Here is a 19855-nt window from a genome sequence, read left to right on the forward strand (position 1 = left end):
CGTCGGGGGTGGGGCGGGCGGCGGGGTCCTTGGCGAGGCAGGCTTCGACGAGGGGCCGGAGGGCGGCGGGGAGGGCGGTGAGGTCGGGAGCGCCGGTGAGGATGCGGTGCATGACGGCCGGGAGGCTGTGGTCGCCGAAGACGGCGCGGCCGGTGGCGGCGAAGGCGAGGGTGGCGCCCCAGGCCCACATGTCGGAGGCCGCCGTGGCGCGGCTGCCGGCGAACAGTTCAGGCGCCATGTACGAGGGCGTCCCGACGAGGCCGCCGGCGGTGGAGGTCTGGTCGAGGACGCGGGCGATGCCGAAGTCGATGACGCGGGGCCCGTCGGGCCCGAGCAGGACGTTGCCCGGTTTGAAGTCGCGGTGCACGATGCCGGCGCGGTGGATGGCCGACAGCGCGGCGGCGGTGCCGATGCCGATGCGGATGACGGCGCCGGGTTCGCGGGGCCCGTCGCGGGTGACGAGCTGTTGCAGTGACTCTCCGGGCACGTACTCGCTGACGATGTACGGGCGTCCGCCGGTGAGGTCGGCGGCGAGCACCCGCGCGGTGCTGAACTGGGCGACGCGCCGGGCGGCGGCGACCTCGCGCAGGAACAGCTCGCGGGCGTGGGCGTCGGTGGGGGCGAGCGGGTGTAAGACCTTGATCGCGACCCGTTGCCCGGCGGCCGTCTCGGCGAGGTAGACGACACCCTGGCCCCCTTCGCCAAGACGGCCGAGCAAGCGGTGACCGCCTACGGATGCCGGATCCCCCGGCCACAGGGGAGCGGACACGCCGTCAGGAGGCCAGGACCGTGCTCAGGCGCTCCTGGCGGAGCTGCTCGTAGCGGGTGTCGTCGAGCGGGGCGAGCTCGCCGACGCGCCATGACAGCAGCAGGTCGGCCAGCGCGGGGTTGCGGGCGAGGGCGGGGCCGTGCAGGTAGGTGCCGATGACGTGACCGGCGTAGCAGCCCTCGAAGCCGTCGCCGTTGCCGACGCCCTTGACGGTCTTGGACAGCGGCCGGACGCCGGGGCCGAGCCGGGTGACGCCCATGTGGTTCTCGAAGCCGGTCAGCGTGGGCAGGCCGAGCGCGGCGTCGACCTCGGCCACGAGCTCGCCGACGGCGCGGGCGGGGCCGCGGGCGCTGGAGATGTCGAGCAGGCCGATGCCGTCGACCGGCTGGCCCTCCTCGCCGCCGAATGTGCTGCCCATGATCTGGTAGCCGGCGCAGACGGCGAGCATGGCGGCGCCGCGGGCCACGGCGCGGTGCAGGCCGCCGTCGCGGCGCAGGCGTTCGGCCGCGAGGATCTGCGGCCGGTCCTCACCGCCGCCGATCAGGTAGATGTCGCCGGTCTCGGGGACGGGGTCGGCGGACCGTACGTGGATCGTCTCGGTCTCGATGCCCCGGCGCTGCGCCCGGTGCTCCAGGACGAGCGCGTTGCCCTGGTCGCCATAGGTGCTGAGCAGGTCGGGGTAGATCCAGACGATGCGAAGGGCGCTGTCAGACGGCACGGCCGAACTCCGATCGGATCAGCTGGAAGGCGGTGTAGTTGGCGATCACGTCGACCCGGCCGGGCGGCTGCATGGCCAGCGCCTCGGAGAAGGAGGAGCACAGCGCGAACGGCACGTCGGCGACCTCCAGCCGGAGCGCCAGGTCGAGCCGCCGCTCGCCGGTGACGAACACCGGGCGGCCGCGCAGGATGCGGTAGTCGACGTCCCACAGCCAGGAGGTGTCGCGCCCGTCCGGGCCCTGGGCGTTGACGGACAGGATGATCGGCAGGCTCGGGTCGGTGACGTCGAACGCCTCCAGCCAGCCCGCCGGGTTCTTGGCGAGCAGCAGCCGGGCGTGGCGGCCGTCGCGCTCGACGGTCGTGTAGCGGCCGGCGACCGAGGTGACCTCGCGCAGCCGGGGCAGCGCCCGCTCGACCGGCAGCCCGAACGCCTCGGAGACGGCCAGCGCCATCGCCGCGTTGGACCGGTTGGCCAGGCCGGGGAGCTGGATGTCGAGCAGCCAGCGCTGCCCGCGCGGGTCGATGACCGCGTCGTCGTCGAGCACCCACTGCGGCTCCGGCCGGTGGAAGGTGCATTCGCGGCAGGCCCAGTCGACGCCCTTGCGCTCCAGCGGGCCGCCGCATTCGGGGCAGCTCCAGGAGTCTTCCTTCCAGCGCTGGCCGCCGGCCACCCAGGTGACCTTGGCGGCGGTCGAGGCGCCCCAGGTGACGAGCGGGTCGTCGCAGTTGGCGATGACGTGGGTGGGTTTGCCGGACAGCGCCCTGCGCCACTTCTGCGCCAGGAGCCAGATCTCGGCGGCGCGGTCCATCTGGTCGCGGCTGAGGTTCATCAGGCAGACGACGCCCGCGCCGGTGGTGTCGAGCACCTCGGGCAGGTATTTCTCGTCCACCTCCAGCACGCCGTAGGGGGCGCTCTTGTGCTGCGACAGCGCGGAGACGTGGCCCGCCGGCATGTTGGCGCCATAGGCGTTGGTGGCCACCTCGCCCAGCTCCAGCAGGGCGGAGGTGATCAGCCGGGTGGTGGTCGTCTTGCCGTTGGTGGCGCTCACCAGGGCCAGCTTGCGGTCGCGGGCGAGCTGGCGGAGCAGGTCGGGCTCGAGCATCAGGCCGACCCTGCCGCCGATCACCGAACCGTCACCCCGCCCGGTCATCCTGGACAGCGTCGCGGCACTGCGGCCCAGAGCGCTCGCGAGCTGAGCCCGCAGTGGAAGCTGGGTCATGAACAAGAATCCTAGTCGGCCCGGGGCATCCCGGGCCCTCCTACTCGCCGCCCGACTCCACGAACGCGATCTCCGGGGCGCCGCCGTCCTCGAACGGCAGCACGAACCGGCGCGGCCACGACAGCACGCCTTCCAGCCATCCGGCGCCCATCGTCTGGCCGACGTGGCGGAGCCTGGCGGGCGCCTCGACGCCGATGGCGACCGAGTTGACGTCGCGCTGGACGCCGTCGCCCTCGTCGTCGCCGAGGATGACCCGCCACGCCAGCGCCCTGTTGTGCGCGACCTCCATCGACAGCGGGTGGTGGCGCAGTGCCTTGGCCCGGTGGCCGAGCAGCTCGGCGTGCATCAGGTCGGCGGAGCCGTTGCCGTTGGCCTGCTGGCGGAACAGCGCGTACTCCAGGGGCGGGGCGGGGCTGCGCAGGTCGGGCGCGGGCCTGCCGTACGGGAAGAGCCTGTCGACCTCGTGCAGCCAGCGCACCTGCGGGATCACCCACGACGCGCCGGGACGCTCGCCGCCCGGTTCGAGCGAGCCGAGCAGGCGGGTGGCGGTCTCGGCGGCCTTCTCGGTGAGCAGGGCGGGGTCGAACCAGCTCCGCAGCGACCAGGCGCGGCGCTGCACGGCCCGTTCGACCAGGGTGGCGAGCAGGCACTCGCGGCGGCGGGCCGGCAGGTCGGACCAGGCGCCCGCAAGGCTGCGCGGGACGCCGGGCAGCGGCCGGTTGCTGACGAACGCGAGCACGACCGTGTCGCACCAGATGCGCAGCCACGCCCAGTCGGGGGCGTCGGCGAGCACGTCGGCCTCGCGCAGCTCGACGAGCGTGCACGCCTGCCCGGTGCGGCACTGCGCGCCGCAGGCGGCCGAGCGGCGTCCGCGGATCGGCGGCGGCGGGCTCGCCAGCAGCTTCTCGCGTGACTCGCCGAGCGGCACGCGGACGCGCAGCGGCCGGTCCATCCCGTCGGCGAACACGGCGGCGTCGCCCGGCGGCAGCGACACGACGTGGCGGGACTGCTCGTCGCTGAGGTTCATGGCGGCGCCGACGAGCCGGCGGTCGTCCTCGGCGGGCAGCCGGTGCACGACCTTGAGCGCGGTGTTCTTGACCACGTCGGGGACGAGCTTGGTGGGGATCTGCTCGGCCACGACGATGCCCTCGCCGTACGCCCTGATTTCGGCGAGCATGCCGGCCAGGAGCTCGACGGCGTGGGTGGCGGCCCGGCCGGCGCCCCGGTCGCGCAGCAGCCGGTGCGCCTCCTCGATGACGATGACGTGCCGCAGGTCGGCGGTCTTCTCCTGGCGGGCGCGCATCCGCAGGTGCTCGACGATGCGGATGATCAGCGTGCCCATGAGGAACGCCTTGTCCTCGTCGTTGGCGACGTCCTCGATGGCGAGCACGACGTTGCGGCGCATGAGGCCGCCGATGTCGGCGGGGTGGCCGCCCTCGAAGAAGCGGCCCGCCGAGCCGACGCGCAGCGAGCGCAGCCGCAGCGAGATGAAGCCTTCCACGTCGGCCTGCACCTCGCGGCCGTAGCCGATCTCCTTGATCACGTCCATGGCGTGCTGCTGGAGCTGTTCGAGTGTCGGCACGCTGGGCGGGACCTTGGAGCCCGGCACCGCGCCGCCGGTGACGACGTCCCAGCCGGTGGCCTCGTAGACGCGCTGGAGGGCCAGCGACATGATCTGCGGGAACGGCTCCTCGGCGTCGAAGGCGGCCATGAACAGCGCCCTGACCATGTCGATGTGCGCCTGGACGGGGTAGCCGGGCTCGGGCTCCAGCGGGTTGATGCTGAACGGCACGCCGCCGGGCGCCGACGGGTTGATCACCGTGACGGGGCCGATCGACTCCACCCGGCCGGCCATGGCCGCGTACTCGGACTTGGCCGCCTCGATGGCCAGCCACGGGATGCCGGCGTGGCTGAGCTGTTCCAGCAGGTGCCTGACCGTCTGCGACTTGCCCGAGCCGGTGGCGCCGGTGACGAAGGCGTGCCGGTTGAGCGTGGCCAGCGGCACCCGGAACGAGCCGACGCCGCGGTCCTGGCCGTCGAGGATCTCGCCCAGCTCCAGCTCGCCCTCGCCCGCCTCGGAGGTCACGTCGAAGAACCCGGAGTCGAGCACCCGCACGCCCGGCACCTCCCGCCTGGGCAGCCCGGCGAGCGCCGCCAGCGCCCCCGCCGTGGCCGCGAAGGGGGCGGCGGCGCCGTCGGCGGGGTCCTGCATGGTGATGGCCAGCGCCTCGGGCAGCGCGTGCACCGAGCCCTGGGCGCTGCGCAGCCGGTACGGGTGGTGGCTCATCTCGACCGAGCCGACCAGGACGGGCGCGATCTGGCCCAGTTCCTCGGCGGTGGCGGCCCCGGCCAGCACCCGTACGTTCCACAGCCCGGCCTCGCGGAAGGCGTCCAGCTCCTGCATCCGGCGTTCGGCCCGCTCGGCGTCGAACCGGGACCGCTCGGAGGCGTCGCCGTACTGCCTGAGCACGTTGAGCTGGGTGCGCAGGTGGGCCACCTCGGCGTCGAGCAGGTCGGTCGGCTCGGCCACGACCAGCCAGGCGAACGGCCGCGACATGAGCGTCACCAGCGTCGACTCGAACAGCGTGGGCCGCTTCAGCTCGTCCGGGTCGAGCCCGGCGGAGTCGCGCCGGCCGCCGAGCGGCGGCGCCTGGCGGCCCGGGCACGGCGTCCACACCAGGTCGGCCAGGTCGGCCAGGTACTCCTCGTCGAGCTCGACGCCGCGCGCGCCGCCCGGGAAGAGCAGCGGCTGCGGCCCGGCGGGCCGGCCGGGCGCGTCGGGCGAGCGGCGCGGCTGGCGCGGCGGCGACAGCGGCCCGGCGTTGGTGATCAGTTCCAGCGGCGCGCCGGAGCCGCGCGACAGCCAGCCGATGACGAACGGCCGGTCCCGCTGGGCTGCCGACAGCACGGCGGGCAGCACGGTGACGAAATCCCACTCCGCCGACGAGCTGCGCGAGGGTGCTGCGATGGACTGGATCCGGTACCAGGGCCCGCTCAGCGACACACTCGGCTGCATTTCATCCCCCCACAGACGGTCGTTCAGTAAAACTCCGCCCCCCGCCAGCGCGGCACCTCGGCATTGACCATGTCATTGCCTGTCCTTGCGCCAGTCCAGGCGCGGCGGGGGCGGGCCCAGATTCGGCGGCGGCTCGCCGTCGCCGTTCTCCTGGTGTCCGGCGCCGAGGACGGCGTCGCGGACGTCCTCCAGCTCGCCCAGCGTCGTCTTGGGGAAGGTGAGGATGGCCGGGTTGGCGTCGGCCAGGCGGACGCGCCGGCCCTGCGCGGTGGCGTCGGTGACGATCACCGACGTGGTGGGGAGCTGCTGGAGCTGGTGCGGTTCGACGAGGAACTCGCGCGAGCGCTGGAGCACCCGCTCGGTCTCGGAGATCTTGTCGGCGGTCCTGCCCCACTCGGTGGACTCCGTGATGTCCTCGGCCAGGTCGGCGTGGCTCTCGGCGCGCTCCTGGCCGCCGTCGTCGAGCTGGTCGATGGTGGAGGTGTAGCCGCCGTCCAGGCGCGGCAGCGAGTCGCTGATCGTCTCGGTGAGCTGGGCCAGCTCCAGCCGGTGCTCGGTGCCGACGTGCTCGCTGGCGACGCGGGCGTCCTCGGCGTTGCCGAGCCGCATGAACGCCACCGCCGCGTGCCCCCGGCCCAGCCGCTCGCGCACGGTCGGGGTCAGCGACCGGTACGTGAGCACGAGCCCCGTACGGGAGGTCTCGCAGGCGTCCATGAGCCGGTCGAGCACGTCGCCGCGGAGCTTGTCCGCGCCCGCCACGATGATCGTGTGATACCAGGGCCGGTCGGAGGCGGGCGACTGGCGCAGGATGTGCGTGAGCGCCGTCGCGACGTACGTGCCCAGCACCCGGTTGCCGAAGACGCCCGCCTGGCGGTCCATGCTGACGACCCGCAGCCTCGCCGGGGGCAGCCGCACCGCCTGGGTGCCGAGCGTCTCCAGCTTGCGTAACTGCGACTCCAGCGCCCAGGCGCGCTCGATCACCACCCGGTCGCTGACGCCCCGCCCGAACAGCGTGCCGATGCGCTCGAGCTGCGACGCCGTGATCAGGCCGAACCGCAGGTCGTCGCGCGGGTCGCCGACCTGGGCGAGCGCCCGCAGCGCGGCCGTGACCTGGCTGATCGTGGCGTTCTCGCCGAGCACCTCCAGCACCCGCTCCAGGATCGCGTTGTCGAAGCTGAGGTCGCGGGTGGTGCGGTGCTCCTCGCTCACGCTGACCACGTGCGCCAGCACGTCGGCGAACGCCTCCGGCTTGAGCGTCGCGCCCAGGTCGAGCCGGGGCAGGTCGACGGGCAGCACCCAGACCAGCGGATCGTCGCCGCCCTTGCGGGCCAGCTCGATCAGGTCCTTGGCGATCGCGCCCTCCGACAGGTCGAGCACGGTCAGGTGACCGCCGCTGTAGAGGCGGGTGGCGCCCAGCAGCGTGATCAGCGCCGACCAGCCGGGCAGCGTGCCGCCCGCCACGTCGACGCGGTCGATCTCGTCGGGGACGGCCACCGCGTACCAGTTGAGCTGGCGGTCGTGGCGCTCCTTGACCTCCTGCCACTCCCGGTAGCGCTGGGCGTGCTCCTCCTGGGCGCGGAACAGCTCCCGGTCGCGCTCCTGACGCTGCCGGTCGGCCCGCGCCTGCTGCTCGGACACGCGGTATTTCACCGCCCGGTCGCCCTGGAGGATCGCGTACGCGCAGATCGCCGCCACACCGCCGGCCGCCGCTATCCCGAGGAGCGCGAACGACCAGTCCAGGTAGCCGGCGACGGCCACCACCAGCAGCAGCGCGGTCAGCGCCAGCATGAACATGCGCACGAACCGCACCGGCCGGTTGAGCATGTCCTCCTGGAGCCGCTCGCGGCGCAGCAGCTCGGGGTCCGGCCCGTCACCGGCGGCCGGCGCCTCCTCGGCGGGCGAGGGGCGCTTCGGCGGCGGGCCCGGATCGGGATGGAGCAGGAGGTACTGCCAGCCCAGATAGATGCGGTCCGACTGGAGCTGTGCGTGATCGGGATGCACGTCCGCCACGTGACCCCCTCCGGCTGCCCTGTGTCATGACAGCGTAAAAGCTACAACCCCTGCTGTGGCAGGGTTCGCGGCAATTCGGCCAGCGCAATGGGCGCATTGGGGTGAGTGGGATGAGTGTGACCTATTACCATCCATACCCATGACGGAACCCTCCGGCGGCAGCGACAAGCCGAGACGCCCGGTAGCGGTGCCCGCCCTGGCCCTGGTGGCGCTCACCGCCATCGGCGTCACCGCCCTGCTCGGCGGCCTCAACGAGGCGCCCGAGGCCCCGCCGCCCAAGGTCAAGACCGGGCACAGCTTCGACCAGGGCCAGTTCGAGACCCAGTTCGTGGAGTCGAAGGTCACGCTGCAGCGGGCGCAGATCGGGTCCGCCGAGAACAAGCGCTTCCTCGACGTGCTCTTCAAGGTCACCAACAAGACCGACGAGACCATCTCGGTCGGCCACCTGCCCACCGACAAGGGCAGCGGCTACAGCTTCGGCGGCGCGCTGCTCAAGATGACGCCCGAGATCAAGACGAAGTCCGGCGGCCGGCTGTTCGTCACCTCCAAGGGCGCCGAGTCCGCCCAGCTCCACCCCGGCGTCCCCGTCACCGTGGTCGCCCGCTACGAGCTCGACGCCGCCGCCGAGCCGCCCGCGGAGGTCACCTACGAGCTCGGCGTGTACGAGTCCGTCGAGAACCCCCTCACCGGCGAGACCAGCTGGATCCTGCCGAGCGAGGACGACCCCCTCGGCAAGCCGGGAGCGACCGAGGTGGCCGCCACGGTCACCCTGCCCGTCAAGCGTGAGGACGCCTGATGACCGCGCAGACCGTGGCCCCGCGCCGCTCCCGCCGTCAGGCCCCGCGCCGCCGCGGCGCCGGCGCCGTCCTGCTCAGCACCCTGGCCGGGATCGTCCTCGCCGCCGGCGCCGTGGGCGTCCAGTCGCTGCGGCTCTCCGTCGAGGAGACGGGCGCCCCGCTCACGTACGCGGGCGCCAAGGGCGAGATGGTCGACGCCGGGCGCTTCTCCGTCCGCGTACGCGACGTCACCACCGCCAGGACCGTCAGGAACCAGGACGAGGCGGTGACCGCCGAGCAGGTGTTCCTCGTCGTCGAGGCCGAGGCGACCGTGCCGAAGGAACCCCTTCACCTGGGCCCCGCTGTGCTGCTCGCCGCCGACGGCAAGAAGTACACCGCCACGGACAAGGTCGACAAGATGGCGACGCTGGCGTACCCGTGGATCCAGCCGGGCTGGACGACCTCCGGGCGGTTCGTGTTCGAGGTGCCCGCCTCGGCGCTGGAAGGCGCGCAGGTCGTGTTCCGGCTGCCGATCGCCGGGCTGTACGTCGAGCCGATGCCGCCGGAGGCGCAGATCGACCTGGGCATCGACGCGGCGACGGCCAAGAAGCTGAGTTCCGCGCCCGCGGACGTTGTCGACCTGGGCGAGAAGAAGTAGACGATGAGCACTGACGACCGCGACTGGTTCGCCCCGGCCCCCGGCCGCCCGGCCCGGCCCGACGACCGGCCCCCCGCCGCCCCGCACCCGGGCGGTCCGCCCCAGGGCGGCTCGCCGTACCCGGAGGGCCCGCCCCAGAGCGGTCCGCCGTACCCGGAGGGCCCGCCCCAGGGCGGTCCCCCGTACCCCGGCGGGGCGCCGCAGGGCGGCCAGCCGCTCCCCGGGCGGCGCCGCCGTTCCAGGCCGGTGCCCCCCGGCCAGGGCACGCCCGGTCACGCCGCACCGGCCCCAGGTCAGGGCAGGCCCGGGGCGCCTCCGGGGCAGCAGCCGTACCCGGGGATGCAGCGGCGCGTCGGCGTGCACCCGGACCAGCAGGTGTGGCCGCCCATGCGCCGGGAGTCCACCAGCTCCACGCAGCCGATCCCGGCGATTCCCAGCGCGGGCCCGCTCCCGCCCGGCGCGGCCCAGCCGCCCGGCCTCGCGCACCCGCCCGGCGCCCACGCGCAGGGCCCGCAGGCCCGGCCCGGGGCGGCCTCCGGCGACGCCGAGCCGCCGGGCGACGACGCCCGGACGGCGGCGCAGCCGCCCAAGCGCCCGCGTACGGTGCTGCTGGGGGTCGGCGCGGTGCTGGCGCTGGCGCTGAGCATCGGCCTGCCGACGGCCGACCGCTACCTGTTCTACAAGAGCGGCCAGCCGGGCGAGACCGTCCACGTGGTGCCCGCGGGCCAGGAGAAGACGTTCGAGCACGTCACGTGGAAGTCGTCGATCGAGCCGATGGAGGCCCCGCCCGGCGGCAGGCACAACACGCCCGACAAGCAGTGGCTCAAGATCGTCGTCACGCGGAAGGCGGCCGACGAGACCGGCGCGGTGCTCACCGGCGTGCCGGAGCTCACGCTGGAGGACAAGCGGGAGCGCACCTGGCGGGTGGAGATCGTGGAGAACGACCTGCCCACGGACAAGCACGAGGTCGGCGTCCCGTACTCCTACACGGCGGGCGCGGTCGTGCCGAAGGCGGTGGCCGCGGAGGTGGAGCTGCATCTCGCGCCGGACATCACCTACCGCTCCGACACCCCGGTGGACAAGCTCATGGCGATCAGCCCGGAGGACGAGGCGAAGGCCGCGCGCAACGACGTGCTGGTGTTCAGGCGGTGATGTCCTCGCCCTGCAGCCGTGCCCTGGTGGCCGCGATGTCGAAGGCCGCGGCCAGCACGCTGTAGGTCAGCACGGTCACCAGGAGCTCCTTGACGAACGTCACCGGGTAACCGGCGTAGAGCCACATGAACGGCACGTCCGACCCGACGAGCGTGCGCACCGCCCGTTCCAGGTAGTCGGCGCCCACGTGGATGCCGGTGTAGAGCAGGCACATGAGCCCGAACAGCGCGGCCCCGCCCTTGATGGTGATGCGGAAGGCGTTGACCACGGGCACCCAGCGCTCGATGAAGCCGCCGGCGACGCGGTCCACGGCCGACTGGGTGATGGTGTGCGACTTCTCCAGCCGGTCGACGCCCCGCTCCAGCTTGGTGCCGCGCAGCGCCCTGCGGGTGTCGTCCACGCTTCCGCCGAACACGAGAATGGCCACGGCCAGCCAGGTCAGCGGCACGGCGAGCGCTTCGGTGATGTGCGGCCAGACCTCGCCGAACCAGTTCCAGAACGCCTCCCAGCCGGGCACGCTCTGCTTGGCCTGCTCCCAGAAGCTCTTGGTGCCGTCGACGACGGCCCGGTGCTCGGCCCATTCGCTGCGGGCCAGCGCGATGTTGTAGAGGGCGTTCAGCGCGCAGAACACGAAGGAGAACTCGGCGAAGGCGGCGGCGATGCCGGAGTAGCGGCCGGTGCCCCGTTCGACCATCCGGCCGAACAGCAGCCGCAGCCCGAACGTCACGACCATCGCGGCGAGCGAGACCCGCCAGTCCAGGCTGACCAGCCCGAGCCCGTACGTGACCTCCTCGTTCGTGCCGTTGGCCACGTTGTTGAGTATGGGCGTGTAGAAGTTGTCGTCCAGGTTGTGGAACAGGTCCATCTGCTGGAAGTCGGCGGCGTCCTCGTAGAACAGCGACCAGGCCATGTAGATGACGGCGAAGGCGGGCGCGACCCGGTTCAGCGAGTACCAGAACTGCTCGTCCGGCTGCCCGTCCGCCCGTCTGGCCCGGGTCTCCATGAGCGCGCGGCGCAGCGACAGGAACATGCCGGTGATCACCGTCATCGAGACGAGGATGATCACGGTCAGGAGCACGTAAGCGAGGATGAGCCGCGGCTGCCTGAAGCTGCCGTGCTGGACCTCGGTGGCGGCGTAGAGGAGTCCCCAGCGCAGCAGCTCGCCGACGGAGAACCACAGGATCAGAGGCAGCGCGCACCGCCCTGCGAGCCTGAGCGCGTGCAGGGGCAGCGAGAACGGCGACGGCACTCGCTGAGCCGGTTCGGGCCCAGGCCGGGGCGGTGCCATCACACCTGACGATCCGGACATCTGCTGAATCGTAGCGGTCTGCCCCAAGTGCCGCAGCAGCAACTACGGAATGCGGCCTCAGGCCCCCGCGTCCAGCCGGCGGGCCAGGTCAGCCAGCTCCGGCAGCCGCAGCACCCGGTCACCCGCGCCCGGCAGCGGCACGTGCAGCGGCTCCGTCCAGCCCGCCGGAATCGCGCCGGACCCGTACACCGCGCCCGCCAGGCCGCCCGTCACCGCGCCCACCGTGTCGGTGTCGCCGCCCACGTCCACGGCCGCCCGCAGCGCGTCCTCGAACCCCGACGTGGTGCGCACCGCCCACACCGCCGACCCCAGGCACGGCCACACCGCGCCGTTGAACTCCGTCGCCTGGTCCGGATGCCAGCCGGGCGCCAGCGCCACCGCGTAGCGCTCACGGTGCTCCGCCGGCACGTGCGCGAGCGCGTCGCCGATCGCCGAGAGCGGGTCGCCGCCGTCCAGCGCCACGCGCAGCAGCTCGTGGTAGATCGCCGTGCCCGCCCACGCCGCCGGGTCGCCGTGGGTCAGCGCCGCGATGCGCCGGGCGGCGTCCATGCTCGCCTCACGGCCCTGGCGGGCGAAGTAGACCGCCGACGTGGTCGCCCGCATCAGCGACCCGTTGCCGGCGGCGCGGCGGGTGCTCTCGAAGTGGAACGCGGCCGCCAGGTCCCACGGCATGCCGTTCGTCAGCACCTGCTCGGTCTGCAGGCCGATGTCCTTCGGCTCGGCCGCCGCCCACCGCTGGAAGCGCGCGAACACGTCCGGCAGGTCCAGACCGCCGCGCTCCAGCAGCGACTCGCCCAGATGGACGGCCATCTGCGTGTCGTCGGTCGCCTCGCCCGGGCCCCAGCCGCCGCCACCGCACATCTCCCCCTGGCCGCCCGCCTTCGGGAAGCGCGCGCTGAACGCGCCCGCGGGGCCGAACTCGAACGGCGCCCCCAGCGCGTCACCCACCGCCGACCCGACAACCGCCCCGACAACCCGTTCCGTACGCTCCATCCCGGCAGCCTACGACCCGCCCCTGCCCTCCTGGGGGACACTGCCCCTCTTGAGAGGCCATGCCCCGTTACCGCCTCAGGCGGCCGGGCGGCAGGAGCGGCAGGGGCGGTAGCCGGCGGCGCGGGCCTGGGGAAGGGTGCGGAAGCCGTGCCGGTGCGCCGGCGTGATGCGCCGGGCGTTGTGGCAGGTCGGGAAGCAGACGATGCCGGTGGTGTCGCTGGCCAGGTAGAAGACGCGGGAGCCGGCCAGGGCGCGGAGCCGGCCGAGGTCGACGCCCTCGGCCGCGAGCAGGCGTTCCTTGGCCGCGGCGCCGAAGACGTACTCGCCGGTCGCGCCGTCGGAGCGGATGACGCGGTGGCACGGGACGAGCAGCGGCACCGGGTTGCCCGCCAGCGCCGTGCCCACGGCGCGGACGGCGGTGGGGCGGCCGATGCGGGCGGCGATCCAGGCGTACGGGCGGACCTCGCCGCGGGGGATCGCCCGGGCGGCCTGCAGCACGTCGCGCTGGAAGGGGGTCAGGTCGCGCAGATCGAGGGCGAGCGTCGCGGCGCGGCCGGTGCGCAGGGCGGTCACGAGCCCGGCGGGCGGCCGGGCGGCAGGCAGCAGCGGCCGGGCGAAACGGTCATGGAAGGCCGCGGCGAACCCGTCGTGGTCCTCGCGCACGTACGCGATGCCCTGGTCGGTGAAGGCGACGGTCACGTCGCCGACGGGGCCGGGCACGCGCACCCAGCGGGCGGCGACGCGGTCGAGCAGCCCGGCGGGGGCGTCGACGCCGAGCCCGGCCAGCCGGGCGAGGAGCGGGTCGGTGGCGTGGTGGGTCATCGGGCACCTCCCAGGGCGCGCAGGCGCTTGAGTCCGCGCGAAATGTGCGACTTGACCGTGCCCTGCGGGATCTTGAGCACGGTGGCGATCTCGGCGACGGGCAGGTCGACGACGTGCCGGAGCACGACGGCGGCACGCTGGTCGGCCGGCAGGAGGCCCAGCAGGGCGTGCAGTTCGTCGCCCGTCTCGCGGCGGACGGCGCTCTCCTCGACACCCTCGCGCGGGTCGGGCGTCTCGATGGGCTCGTCGCGCAGGTCGGGCGGCGGCTTGCGGGAACGGGTGCGGGCGCAGTTGCGCCAGAGGTTCATCAGGATCGTCAGCAGCCAGGCGCGAGGCTGAAGCGCGGCGATGCGGTCGGAGTCGTAGCCGGTCAGCGCCCGGTACGCGCGCAGGAACGCCTCGGCGGTCAGGTCCTCGGCGTCACTCCAGGCCCCGCTGAGCCGCAGCGCGGTGGTGAAGACCACGCAGCGGTGCGCGGAGTAGAGCTCGGCGAAGCCCTCGTCGAGGTCGTCGAGCAGTGCTTTGCGCACCGGGTCGAGGCAGTCGGTCTGGCTCACGTTCAGTAGAACACCGGCGAGCGCGATTCGGTTGCACGCGAGAAGCCCGCGCCCCCGGGAAGGGGACGCGGGCTTCGCGTGACCTGGGTCAAACCGCTACGGCCAGCTCGGAGACCTCGCCCAGCCGGGCTTCCACCTGGACGTCACGGGTGACGCCGCCGCCGGCGATGATGCGCACGGTCCAGTCGCCGGGCGCCGCGAAGAAGCGGAAGATGCCCTCGTCGGACACGACGACCTCACCGGTGAACTCGCCGGAGTGGTCGAGCAGCCGCGCGTAGGCGGTGCCGGCGCCGGTCACCCGGCCCTGGATGACGGCCTGGTTGGACAGATCGATCCCGGCCGGCAGCGCGATGGTCTGCTCCGGCGCTCCGCAACCCTGTGCAGTGCTCATCAGCGGGCCTCCCCCAGCTCGATCGGAACGCCCACGAGCGAACCGTATTCGGTCCACGAACCGTCGTAGTTCTTCACGTTCGCCTGGCCGAGCAGCTCGTGCAGCACGAACCACGTGTGCGCGGAGCGCTCGCCGATGCGGCAGTAGGCGATGGTGTCCTTGCCGAAGTCGACGCCGGCGGCGCCGTAGAGGGCGCGCAGGTCGTCGTCGGACTTGAAGGTGCCGTCGTCGTTGGCCGCCTTGGACCACGGGATGTTGCGCGCGGTGGGCACGTGGCCGCCACGCTGCGCCTGCTCCTGCGGCAGGTGGGCGGGGGCGAGCAGCTTGCCGGTGAACTCGTCGGGCGAGCGCACGTCGACCAGGTTGAGCTTGCCGATCGCGGCGACGACGTCGTCACGGAAGGCGCGGATGCTGTCGTCCTGGTTGGACACCACGTAGGCGGTCTTCGCCCGCTGGGGAACGTCCTTGACCAGCTCGCGGGAGTCGAGCTCCCACTTCTTGCGCCCGCCGTCGAGCAGCTTGACCTGGTCGTGGCCGTAGAGCTTGAAGTACCAGTAGGCGTAGGCGGCGAACCAGTTGTTGTTGCCGCCGTAGAGGATGACGGTGTCGTCGTTGGCGATGCCGCGCTCGGAGAGCAGGGCTTCGAAGCCGGTCTTGTCCACGAAGTCGCGGCGGACCGGGTCCTGGAGGTCGGTCCTCCAGTCGATCTTCACGGCGCCACGGATGTGGCCCTTGTCGTAGGCGCTGGTGTCTTCGTCGACCTCGACGAGAACGACACCGGGGGTGTCGAGGTTGGCCTCGACCCAGTCGGCGTCCACCAGGACGGCGGAGCGGCTCATTGGGAAACCTCCAGTTTGGCGGCGGGCAGGAGACGGCGGGTCAGCGGATTTCTGTCGCAGCCGAGGCGCATTCCCCAGGCTGCAGTGAGGAGAGCATCCCGATGACACCCCTCGTGGGGGTGGTGATGGCAGGCGCCACGCCGGAGCACGGCAGATCGGCACGCATCAATGGGATGCTCCTGAAGGGTCGGGTGGGGGCGCGGTTGGAACGCGCGTAGACCGTCCTCAGGCAGCGCGACAGAGCGCGGTGGCGACGCGGCAGAAATCAACCGCGCGCCGCTTCGTCAGCAGCTCTGTCGATGGGTTCACAGCGACGACATTACATCGCCGTCTCGCCATCTGTCACATCTCGTCCGAGTCATGAGATGGATCGTGAGACAAAGCGCTGGCCAGCGCGTGCAGCACGTCGGCCTTGCGCGGCTGCCCGGCCGCCTTCTTCACCACTTTTCCCGCGGAATCGAGCACGAGCACCGTCGGCGTCGCCGTCACGCCGATCCGCCGCACCAGATCCAGCCGCGACTCGGCGTCGATCTCCACGTGGGCGACGCCGGGCACCAGGGCGCTCACGTCGCTCAGCACCCGGCGGGTGGCCCGGCACGGCTGGCAGAACGCGGTGGAGAACTGGACGAGCGTCGCCCGCTCCCCCAGCGCCGCGCCCAGCTCGGTCTCGTTCAGCAGCACGTCCGGTGCAACCAGCGCGGGCCTCCGGTCAATTCCTCGGCACGGCGCTCACGTACAGGTCGCCCTTGACGCCGACGACGTCGAGCCGGGCGATCTGATCCAGCGGGATGCGCGTGCGCACGGAGAACTGCGGCGCGGAGCCGGTCCAGGACCCGGCGGTTTCGCGCCCGCCGTCACGGCCGCGGACCACGATGCGGCCCTCCGCGTCCGGCGGCAGGCCGGTGACCACGACGTGGAGCTCGGCGCCGTCCTCGGCGGGCTGCGCCCGCACGGTGACGTCGCGGCCCTGCCGCGCGCCGGCGAACTCGCGCTCCTCCGCCGATTCCATGAAGAGCGACGGCGCCTCGGACTCGCGCGCCGACGGGGTCGCCTTCACGCGCTCGCTGGACGACGGGAGCGGCTCCGCCTGGTCGAGCTCGGTGGACGACGGCAGCGGCATCGCGCGCTCGGGCCTGCCCGTCGACGGGAGCGGCATCGCCTTGTCGGCCGCCTCCTCGCTCGTCAGAGGCTGGTTCACCGTCGACTGCGCGGCGGGCGCCGAGGCGGCCTGTTCCGTGGCGCCGCCCTGCTGGGTGACGCCCCACACCGTGCCGCCCACGACGAGCGCCGCGGCCGCCGCGGCGACGACGGTCAGCCGCCTGCCGCGCCGGTGACGCCTGGCGCGGTCGTCGAGCAGCCGGTCCAGCACCGCCCGGGGCGGGCTGGCGACCAGCTCCACGTCACGTTCCGACACCTTGCCCAGGAAGCCGGCGACCCCCTCCAGGTCCAGCAGCTCGGCCCCGCACGCCTCGCACGTGGCCAGATGGGTGTCGATCTCCTCGGCCTCGTCCGGCTCCAGCGCGCCCAGCGCGTGCGCGCCGAGCGACAGCCGCACCTCCTCGCACGTCATCACGGCGCCAGCCCCCGCTCCTCCAGGGCGAGCTTGAGCGCCCGCAGCGCGTAATAGGTGCGCGACTTGACGGTGCCCGGCGGGATCCCGAGCTTCGCCGACGCCTCCTTCACCGATCTCCCCCGGTAGTAGACCTCCAGCAGCACGTCCTTGTGCTCGGGCCGCAGCTCGGCCAGCGCCTCGGCCACGGCCCACGACTCGACGGCGCGCTCCAGGTCGTCGTCCGCCGGCAGCACCGCCAGCGCCTCGTCGCCGATCTCCGGCGGGCGCGCCTTGCGGGCCCGGTGCTGGTCGACGACGAGGTTGCGGGCCACGGTGAACAGCCAGGCCCTGATCGGCCGGTCGGCGAGCGCGTCAGGATGCCGCCACGCCCGTAGCAGCGTCTCCTGCACCACGTCCTCCGCCCGTCCCGAATCGCCCGTCAGCCGCAGCACGTATCCGTACAGTGGCCCTGCGTGCTCGTCGAACAGGCTTCTCACAAGCTCCTCGTCGGCGGTGCCAGCTGGACTCACACCCTCTTCACGTACGGGGCGCCGGACCGGTTCAGCGTCGTCCACGGAATCATCCACGCAGCGGCACGTCGGTCCCCTCGGCGGAGATCTGCAGCCCGCCGGCCACGCTCTTCACCTCGGTGACCTTGACGTCGAAGGGCAGCTTGCCCTTGAACGGGACCGTGTAGTTGACCAGCCGGGCGAGCTGGTCGGGCACGCCCTCGATCTTCTCGGCCTGGAGCCGGATGCCGCCGTCGGCGAGCTCGGCCCGCATCTCGGCGGTGAACTTCACCTTCTGCGCCCCCACCATCAGCTCGCCGGAGGCGACGAACCTGTCGCCCTTGCCGCTGACCTTGACGCCCTGCGGGGCGAAGCGGTCGATCGTGGCGCTGGACACGGTGCCGGTGACGGCCAGGCGCCCGGCCCGGATGTCGGCCCGGTTCTGGATGACGTCGGTCAGCGGGGCGGTCACGTCGTAGGCGGCGCCCTTGAGGTTCTCGATCGGCACGCCGCCGTAGCTGAGCGTGCCGAGGTCGAAGCGCACCTCCGGGTAGTGGCCCGAGATCGCCTGGGTGAGGAAGGGGATGCCCTCGATGGTGACCTCGGGGGTGCCGGTGACGTCGGTGGCGGCGGCGATGCGGTTGGCCAGGTCGCGCTGCACGCCCGCGACCGCGACCCGGTCGAGGACGACCAGGAGGACGATCAGCAGCATCAGGAAAACGAGCAGCTTGCGCATCGGGCTCCCTGTCTCACGCGGGGGGTCATGAGCTTATCGACTGATTCCCCGCCAAAGCGCGCCATCACCCACCGGCGAACGGCGGCAACACCTCGACGGTCACGCCGTCGCCGAGAGGCACCTCGTCATGCGGCCTCTTACCGACGGGAGAACCATCGATCAAGAATGACGACCTGCTCACGATCCGAGCGAGTTCGGCGCGGTTTTCTGTGATTTTCGTCATGAGTTCGCCAAGCGTGGCGGCCTCGAACGTTTCTTCCGCCACCCCGGCCGCCTGCTTCGCCGCCGCCCAATAACGCACTTTTCCCAAGGCCATCAGTACCTCACCGTAGATTCTCCACCATTGTGCACGTTCGTTAACACGGATGTTTCATGAGAGCCGTTGTTCACCCCCTGGACGCGCAATGTCCGCGACAAAGCCGTGGGATATCCTCGCCTACGGGACCTGGGCGACGTAGCCCCCGGGTCCCTGCGCGTTTAGGAGGCCGAGATGAGCAACCTGCTCCTGCTGACCAACGCCCTCGAACCGTCGTCCGAGGTGCTGCCGGCGCTCGGGTTGCTGCTCCACTCGGTCCGCGTCGCGCCCGCCGAGGCGTCCGCGCTCATCGACGCCCCGCCGTCCGACGCCGTGCTCGTCGACGCCCGCAAGGAGCTCGTGCAGGCCAAGAGCCTGTGCCGGCTGATCCGCACCACCGGGATCGACTGCCCGCTGCTGGTGATCGTCACCGAGGGCGGGCTGGCCGCGATGACCGCCGAGTGGGGCGTGGACGACGTGCTGCTCGACAGCGCCGGGCCGGCCGAGGTGGAGGCGCGGCTGCGGATGGCCGTGGGCCGCATGTCGCAGGGGTCGGCCGAGGAGGTGCCCGACGAGATCCGCAGCGGCGACCTGTCGATCGACGAGGCCACCTACACGGCCCGGCTGCGCGGCCGGGTGCTCGACCTCACGTTCAAGGAGTTCGAGCTGCTCAAATACCTGGCGCAGCACCCCGGCCGGGTGTTCACCAGGGCGCAGCTCCTCCAGGAGGTCTGGGGCTACGACTACTTCGGCGGCACCCGCACGGTCGACGTGCACGTGCGGCGGCTGCGGGCCAAGCTCGGCACCGAGTACGAGTCGCTGATCGGCACCGTGCGCAACGTGGGTTACCGCTTCGTTCCCGATCGGGCCGATTCCGCGCACGTATGAACCGTTGACACTTGCCTTGATCGGAGTTCAACTGATCTGACAAGTGTCGAGTCGTGGACGCCGCCGTCCCGGGGAATGGTGGTGGCGGTGAGCCCTTTCCGGTCGCTGGCCGACGAGAAGGCCCGGATCTACCGGCGCAACGAGCACATCTGCTCGCCGCTGCGCCCGGCCAGCCGGGTGCACCTGATCGACTACGGCTTCGCCCGCGAATACCTGCCGGGCGGCGACCGCGAGGTCATCCACGACCTGCGCTCCGCCGGTGACCTCGTGGGCGAGCTGGCGTTCTGGAGTCCCGGCGAGCGGGTCAGGATCGACGCGCTGACCGAGGTGCGGGCCTGGCCGATCGACCTGCGGCGGCTGCGCGAGCACGTGGCGGCCAGCAGCGCGGCGGCGACGGCGCTGGTGCAGGAGCTGTTCGCGCGCAACGTGGCCGCCCGCCGGCACGAGGCGCTGGCGCGGGCGCCGGTCGCCGCCCGGCTGGCCGTGTGGCTCTTACAGCTCGACGAGCGTTACGGGCTGGCCTCCGAGGCGGCGCCGCCGCTGTCCATGGAGACGCTGGCCGACCTGGTCGGCAGCTCCGCCGACGTGGTGCAGCGGCAGCTCGCCGACTGGGCGCGGCGCGGCTGGCTGGTGCGGCCCGGGCTAC

The 19855-nt window shown here is 72.6% G+C and carries 22 protein-coding genes and 1 pseudogene; 5 read left to right on the plus strand and 18 right to left on the minus strand.

The annotated features are described in order from the left end of the window. The 5 genes from ACBI99_RS14040 to ACBI99_RS14060 all read right to left on the minus strand — a co-directional run. Positions 1-718 (minus strand): serine/threonine-protein kinase (locus ACBI99_RS14040; protein WP_375072443.1); only part of this gene is annotated, 718 nt, incomplete at its 3' end. 55 nt (positions 719-773) lie between these two features. After that, positions 774-1487, minus strand: coding sequence for a type 1 glutamine amidotransferase (locus ACBI99_RS14045; protein WP_219519238.1), 714 nt, complete (start codon positions 1485-1487; stop codon positions 774-776). Further along, positions 1477-2706 (minus strand): MurT ligase domain-containing protein, encoded by a 1230-nt coding sequence (locus tag ACBI99_RS14050; RefSeq protein WP_219519248.1) that lies wholly within the window; start codon positions 2704-2706, stop codon positions 1477-1479. The genes ACBI99_RS14045 and ACBI99_RS14050 overlap by 11 nt, the downstream gene beginning before the upstream one ends. 40 nt (positions 2707-2746) lie before the next feature. Continuing rightward, positions 2747-5722 (minus strand): ATP-binding protein, encoded by a 2976-nt coding sequence (locus tag ACBI99_RS14055; protein WP_219519251.1) that lies wholly within the window; start codon positions 5720-5722, stop codon positions 2747-2749. Between the two features lie 72 nt (positions 5723-5794). Further along, positions 5795-7732 carry a hypothetical protein gene (locus ACBI99_RS14060; RefSeq protein ID WP_219519253.1) on the minus strand — a complete coding sequence of 646 codons (1938 nt, stop codon included), beginning with the start codon at positions 7730-7732 and terminating at the stop codon, positions 5795-5797. A gap of 139 nt (positions 7733-7871) precedes the next feature. Here ACBI99_RS14060 and ACBI99_RS14065 point away from each other — a divergent pair, with 139 nt between their 5' ends. Genes ACBI99_RS14065 through ACBI99_RS14075 form a run of 3 tightly spaced genes read left to right on the plus strand, consistent with a single transcriptional unit; the run spans position 7872 to position 10318 of the window. Next, positions 7872-8528: a hypothetical protein gene (locus tag ACBI99_RS14065; RefSeq protein ID WP_375072444.1), complete on the plus strand. Its 657-nt coding sequence runs from the start codon at positions 7872-7874 to the stop codon at positions 8526-8528. Continuing rightward, complete coding sequence (locus ACBI99_RS14070; protein WP_219519258.1) at positions 8528-9166, plus strand: hypothetical protein; 639 nt, start codon at positions 8528-8530, stop codon at positions 9164-9166. The genes ACBI99_RS14065 and ACBI99_RS14070 overlap by 1 nt, the downstream gene beginning before the upstream one ends. A 3-nt stretch (positions 9167-9169) precedes the next feature. Next, entirely contained in the window at positions 9170-10318 is a 1149-nt protein-coding gene (locus tag ACBI99_RS14075; RefSeq protein ID WP_375072445.1) for a hypothetical protein, read from the plus strand. Here ACBI99_RS14075 and ACBI99_RS14080 read toward each other — a convergent pair. The 12 genes from ACBI99_RS14080 to ACBI99_RS14135 all read right to left on the minus strand — a co-directional run bounded on the left by ACBI99_RS14080 (position 10308) and on the right by ACBI99_RS14135 (position 18342). Further along, positions 10308-11567 (minus strand): hypothetical protein, encoded by a 1260-nt coding sequence (locus ACBI99_RS14080; protein WP_219518541.1) that lies wholly within the window; start codon positions 11565-11567, stop codon positions 10308-10310. The two genes, ACBI99_RS14075 and ACBI99_RS14080, sit on opposite strands and share 11 nt — an antisense overlap. A gap of 117 nt (positions 11568-11684) precedes the next feature. Next, positions 11685-12620 carry an ADP-ribosylglycohydrolase family protein gene (locus ACBI99_RS14085; protein ID WP_375072446.1) on the minus strand — a complete coding sequence of 312 codons (936 nt, stop codon included), beginning with the start codon at positions 12618-12620 and terminating at the stop codon, positions 11685-11687. 75 nt (positions 12621-12695) lie between these two features. Continuing rightward, entirely contained in the window at positions 12696-13442 is a 747-nt protein-coding gene (locus ACBI99_RS14090; RefSeq protein ID WP_375072447.1) for a methylated-DNA--[protein]-cysteine S-methyltransferase, read from the minus strand. Then, positions 13439-13999, minus strand: a complete 561-nt coding sequence (locus ACBI99_RS14095) for an RNA polymerase sigma factor (RefSeq protein WP_308126233.1) — start codon at positions 13997-13999, stop codon at positions 13439-13441. Before ACBI99_RS14095 ends, ACBI99_RS14090 begins: the two co-directional genes overlap by 4 nt. Before the next feature lie 88 nt (positions 14000-14087). After that, complete coding sequence (locus tag ACBI99_RS14100) at positions 14088-14390, minus strand: DUF1416 domain-containing protein (protein ID WP_375072448.1); 303 nt, start codon at positions 14388-14390, stop codon at positions 14088-14090. Next, a complete protein-coding gene (locus ACBI99_RS14105) occupies positions 14390-15229 on the minus strand; it encodes a sulfurtransferase (RefSeq protein WP_219518553.1) in 840 nt (279 codons plus the stop codon). The genes ACBI99_RS14100 and ACBI99_RS14105 overlap by 1 nt, the downstream gene beginning before the upstream one ends. A 225-nt stretch (positions 15230-15454) precedes the next feature. Further along, positions 15455-15568: a putative leader peptide gene (locus tag ACBI99_RS14110; RefSeq protein ID WP_357584367.1), complete on the minus strand. Its 114-nt coding sequence runs from the start codon at positions 15566-15568 to the stop codon at positions 15455-15457. Positions 15569-15571: 3 nt separating this feature from the next. Further along, positions 15572-15904, minus strand: coding sequence for a thioredoxin family protein (locus ACBI99_RS14115; RefSeq protein WP_246646931.1), 333 nt, complete (start codon positions 15902-15904; stop codon positions 15572-15574). A gap of 34 nt (positions 15905-15938) precedes the next feature. Continuing rightward, positions 15939-16799, minus strand: a complete 861-nt coding sequence (locus ACBI99_RS14120; protein ID WP_357584944.1) for a zf-HC2 domain-containing protein — start codon at positions 16797-16799, stop codon at positions 15939-15941. Beyond that, positions 16799-17311: a sigma-70 family RNA polymerase sigma factor gene (locus tag ACBI99_RS14125; RefSeq protein WP_219518558.1), complete on the minus strand. Its 513-nt coding sequence runs from the start codon at positions 17309-17311 to the stop codon at positions 16799-16801. The genes ACBI99_RS14120 and ACBI99_RS14125 overlap by 1 nt, the downstream gene beginning before the upstream one ends. 49 nt (positions 17312-17360) lie before the next feature. Then, on the minus strand, positions 17361-18026 hold the full coding sequence (locus ACBI99_RS14130) for a DUF2993 domain-containing protein (RefSeq protein ID WP_219518561.1): 666 nt from the start codon (positions 18024-18026) through the stop codon (positions 17361-17363). Positions 18027-18090: 64 nt separating this feature from the next. Next, a complete protein-coding gene (locus tag ACBI99_RS14135; RefSeq protein ID WP_219518564.1) occupies positions 18091-18342 on the minus strand; it encodes a MoaD/ThiS family protein in 252 nt (83 codons plus the stop codon). Positions 18343-18516: 174 nt separating this feature from the next. Here ACBI99_RS14135 and ACBI99_RS14140 point away from each other — a divergent pair, with 174 nt between their 5' ends. Further along, the gene (locus ACBI99_RS14140) at positions 18517-19209 is read left to right on the plus strand and encodes a response regulator transcription factor (RefSeq protein ID WP_219518567.1); all 693 of its coding nucleotides are present in this window, start codon (positions 18517-18519) and stop codon (positions 19207-19209) included. A 191-nt stretch (positions 19210-19400) separates the two neighbouring features. On the opposite strand, the gene ACBI99_RS14145 is transcribed toward ACBI99_RS14140, so the two are convergent. Then, the gene (locus ACBI99_RS14145) at positions 19401-19634 is read right to left on the minus strand and encodes a hypothetical protein (RefSeq protein ID WP_375072449.1); all 234 of its coding nucleotides are present in this window, start codon (positions 19632-19634) and stop codon (positions 19401-19403) included. 58 nt (positions 19635-19692) lie between these two features. On the opposite strand from ACBI99_RS14145, the pseudogene ACBI99_RS14150 reads away from it, so the two are divergent. Further along, positions 19693-19830, plus strand: a pseudogene (locus ACBI99_RS14150) (hypothetical protein); the annotation flags it as partial. Between the last annotated feature and the right edge of the window lie 25 nt (positions 19831-19855).

It is taken from the genome of Nonomuraea sp. ATR24 (assembly GCF_041950485.1).
Lineage (GTDB): Bacteria > Actinomycetota > Actinomycetes > Streptosporangiales > Streptosporangiaceae > Nonomuraea > Nonomuraea ceibae.